This is a genomic window from Bradyrhizobium sp. UFLA05-89, from assembly GCF_059803475.1.
The window spans coordinates 1-3,589 of record NZ_JBANBA010000230.1 but is presented as its reverse complement, the minus strand read 5'-3'; the positions used below and the strand labels follow the sequence as shown (position 1 = coordinate 3,589).

Annotated in this window: 4 protein-coding genes and 1 pseudogene; 1 reads left to right on the top strand and 4 read right to left on the bottom strand. The window is 62.7% G+C overall.

Annotated elements, in window-relative coordinates:
• Nucleotides 1-197: 197 nt before the first annotated feature.
• The 3 genes and pseudogenes from tnpC to SO139_RS45730 all read right to left on the bottom strand — a co-directional run bounded on the left by tnpC (nucleotide 198) and on the right by SO139_RS45730 (nucleotide 2,613).
• Nucleotides 198-1,808 carry an IS66 family transposase gene (gene tnpC / locus SO139_RS45740; RefSeq protein ID WP_449384663.1) on the bottom strand — a complete coding sequence of 537 codons (1,611 nt, stop codon included), beginning with the start codon at nucleotides 1,806-1,808 and terminating at the stop codon, nucleotides 198-200.
• Nucleotides 1,809-1,881: 73 nt separating this feature from the next.
• Nucleotides 1,882-2,149 (bottom strand): annotated as a pseudogene (gene tnpB, locus SO139_RS45735) (IS66 family insertion sequence element accessory protein TnpB).
• 68 nt (nucleotides 2,150-2,217) lie between these two features.
• A complete protein-coding gene (locus SO139_RS45730; protein ID WP_449384662.1) occupies nucleotides 2,218-2,613 on the bottom strand; it encodes a transposase in 396 nt (131 codons plus the stop codon).
• Between the two features lie 285 nt (nucleotides 2,614-2,898).
• Here SO139_RS45730 and SO139_RS45725 point away from each other — a divergent pair, with 285 nt between their 5' ends.
• Nucleotides 2,899-3,033 carry a hypothetical protein gene (locus SO139_RS45725; RefSeq protein WP_449384661.1) on the top strand — a complete coding sequence of 45 codons (135 nt, stop codon included), beginning with the start codon at nucleotides 2,899-2,901 and terminating at the stop codon, nucleotides 3,031-3,033.
• A gap of 247 nt (nucleotides 3,034-3,280) precedes the next feature.
• On the opposite strand, the gene SO139_RS45720 is transcribed toward SO139_RS45725, so the two are convergent.
• On the bottom strand, nucleotides 3,281-3,493 hold the full coding sequence (locus SO139_RS45720) for a hypothetical protein (RefSeq protein WP_449384660.1): 213 nt from the start codon (nucleotides 3,491-3,493) through the stop codon (nucleotides 3,281-3,283).
• Nucleotides 3,494-3,589 lie beyond the last annotated feature (96 nt).

Genomic DNA, 3,589 nt, shown 5'->3' with positions numbered 1-3,589 from the left:
GTGCGTTTCTTTGAGCCGGACCGCCTTTGTGCCGGGCGGGCGATTGAAAGCCGCCTAAGCCTCTCCTGAATGGAGTGCGCTCAGACGCGCTGCGACTGCCACAACGCGCACATCAACATCCAGTTGGGATCGCAGATGGTGCAAGTCATTTGCCCGCGATGCGCAGCCGCCTCATCGTAAGCGCCAAGCTGAGCCGTTCAGGCTTTGAAGTGCCAGGGCATGAGAGCATCGATCTGAGAGATCGGCCAGCCCCGCGCGATCCGTTCGAGAGTTTGTGTGAGCCAGGCATGCGGATCGACATCGCTCATTTTCGCGGTCTGCAGAAGCGTGGCGATGGTCGCCCAGGTCCGGCCGCCGCCATGGCTGCGCGCAAAGAGCGCATTTTTTCTTGTGATGGTTTGCGGCCGGATTGCCTGCTCGACGGTGTTGGAGTCGATCTCGATACGGCCGTCGCTTAGAAAGCGCTCGAGGGCGGTGCGCCTGGATGTGGCATAGCGGATCGCCTCGGCGAGTTTGGATTTGCCCGACAGGCGCGGCAGCTCCTTGTCCCACAGATCGAAGAGCGCCGCGACGATCGCGGCGGACTTTTCCTGGCGCGCTTTCACCCGCATCTTAGGATTCTGGCCGCGGATGTCGGCCTCGATCTCCCACAGCCGCGCCATTGTCGTGACGGTCTGTGTCGCCAGGTGCGAGCTCTCGTTGACGTGCAATTCGTAGAACCGCCTCCTGACGTGGGCAAAGCAGGCCGCAAGCCGCACCCCATCATTGGCACCCGCCGATTTGGCGAGCCTGTTGTAGGCGGCATAGCCGTCGACCTGCAGAATGCCGGCAAAGCCCGCCAGATGCCGCTCGACGCATTCACCGCTGCGACAGTCCTCAAAGCGATAAGCGACCATCGGTGGACCGATGCCGCCAAATGGCCGATCGTCGCGCGCATAGGCCCACAGCCAGGCCTTTTGCGTCTTACCGGATCCGCGAGCGAGCGTTGGCAGGGTCGTCTCGTCGGCGAAGATCCGTTCACCCTGCTTGATCTTCTCCAGCACATAGTCGGCCAGCGGCCGCAATTCGAAGCCGACCTTGCCCATCCATTGCGCCATCAACGACCGGTCGAGATCGACGCCGTCACGCGCGTAAATCGCTTCCTGCCGGTACAGCGGCAGCCCGTCGGCATATTTGACCACCGCGATCTGGGCGAGAAGCGCTTCGGTCGGAAGACCACTCTCGATCAGATGCGGCGGCGCTGGCGCCTGAACCACGCCATCGCGGTTGCGATATGCGTATTTCGGGCGGCGCGTCACGATCACGCGGAACGTCGCCGGCGTCACGTCCAGGCGCCTCGAGACATCCTCGCCGATCAGGACCTTCTCCAACCCTTGGCAATCAGAGGGGGGCTCGACGATGATCTCCACCCGCTCCATATGCGCGCCGAACTCCTTGCGCGGCCGCGGCGCGCGTTTCGGCTTGCCTGCCTTGGCCAGTTCGGCTTCAATGGCCGCCACCCCGGTGGCGATCTCGTCAAATACGAAGGCGATCTGCTCATCGCTCGGCGTGTCGCCACGCAAGCGTTCCGAGCGCGTACCGTAAAGCGTGCGCTCCAACATCTTCACGATCGCCGTCAGCTCCACGATCCGCGCGTCGGCCGTCTGGTTGACCGCAGCAAGATCGGCGTTGACCGCAGTCAGTGCTGCAATCTCGGAGGCGATGCGGCTGTTCTCGGCCTCGATCGCCGCCCGCTCTTCAGCCAAGGCGAGGATCAGCGCATGGGCTTCGGCAAGGGTCGTCGGAAGCTCTGCAACGGGCGTCGTCATCGCCGCCATCCCAGCAGAGTCGCCGCCAATCTTCCAAGCCTTTCAGCGCCCTGATTCAATTCGCCGCAACTGGTCAGCCCACCGATTCCGGGCGCTTCACCGCCACCGGACGCACCTTGGTCCAGTCCAGCCCGTCGATCAGCGCGAGCAACTGCGCGTGATTCAGCCGCACCCGGGTCGGCGCAATCCTCGGCCAGCAGAACTTTGCTTCCTCAAGCGTCTTGGCAAACAGGCAGATCCCGCTGCCGTCCCACCAAACCGCCTTGATCCGCTCTTTTCGAACGGAACACGTACAGCGCGCCGCTGAATGGGTCGGCCCCACCATCTCGCACCAGCGCCATCAAGCCGGTCGCTCCCTTGCGGAAGTCGACCGGCGTGCTGGCCACGTAAACCTGAACGCCCGCCGGGATCATGCTTGCCGAACCGCCCGGATTACGGCAGCAAGCAGCTCAGGCTCCACATCGCCGCCGACACGGACCACAACATCGCCGATCACGATTTCCACCATGTCGCTTGTCACCGCATCAAACCGCGCAAACTTGACCGCCTCGCCGCGCGCCCCAGAAACCGGTGCGATCAGTCCCGAGGCCAGCACCTTGCGTCGCCACGCAAACAACTGTGGATCGAGCCCGTGAGACCGCGCGATCACCGACACGTTCGCCCCCGGCAAAAACGTTTCCTTGACGATCCGTTCCTTCGCCTCCCGCGACCAGGTGCGATAGCTTCGCCCCGGACTGACCGCAAGCCGCTCGGGTGTGGCCGTGATAACTTCGAAATTCCTGGTGTCAGAGGTATGTTCGCTCACATGAGCTCCTGGCAAATAAATCACCAGGAGATTCTCTGACAAGCGAACATCATCCGCTACGTGGGGGCGCCTACACGCTTACGCTTCATCGCGCGCATGACTGACATCGCATTCCAGGCATCACCGCCACGCGGCGGCGGAATGTTGCGGCTGGTCAGAGCAATTTCGCGATATGGCTTGCCCCGCATCGCCTCGAGGACAGGCTTTAGCTTGGCATCGCGCGGCCCTCGCGGCCGCGCCGTATGTCGCGATCAAGCTGCCGTATACGCTGCATTGAGGTGAGCGATGGCAAAATGGCTCGACCGACTGGAGACGCCGGCCGTCCTGCAGCGCGGCGTTGTAGAGCAGCCGCTGCCCCTCAAGGATCGCGTCGAGCGCGCGGTGTTGTGCGCGCGTCGGTCGAAGGCCGTATTGGAATGACAGGAACATCAGTCAAATATCGCGGCTCTCAGCTATAGTGCAAGGCGCGGCTTGCCGCGGCCGTCGGCGGCTCTGCCTCGGTCTTCGATCGCGTGCTCTCGATGCGCTAACGGGGGATTGATCCAGTAACCTGTCGCACCGCCGGCAGTGGGTGTGCGGGCAGAAGTGCGTGCAAAAAAACCCGCCACCCCCGGGAGCAGCCCGTGCGGGCATTCCCGATGGCGGGGGGCTTTATTGCATTTTACAGTTAGGAACCGAGGATTCCTTGGAAACCGAAGTTTCCTGCACTACCGATCCCGTTCAAAGCGTTAGCGTCGCCGCCGAGGCTGGTAGCCGCAGCGACCTGCACGGGAATGGTGTTCTGTACGGAGTTCTGTATGCTGATCGGTACGTTGACCAACCCGCCGCCGCCAGCCACCACCTCGAGGTCCATTTCCGTTAGTTCACAGATTTCAATCATGGCTTGCCTCCTTAGGAGAAAAAGCCCGCACACCCCTCGGGAGCAGCCCATGGAGAGTGCGGGCATTCCCGACTTAGCCGTGGCTCACAATCCCGA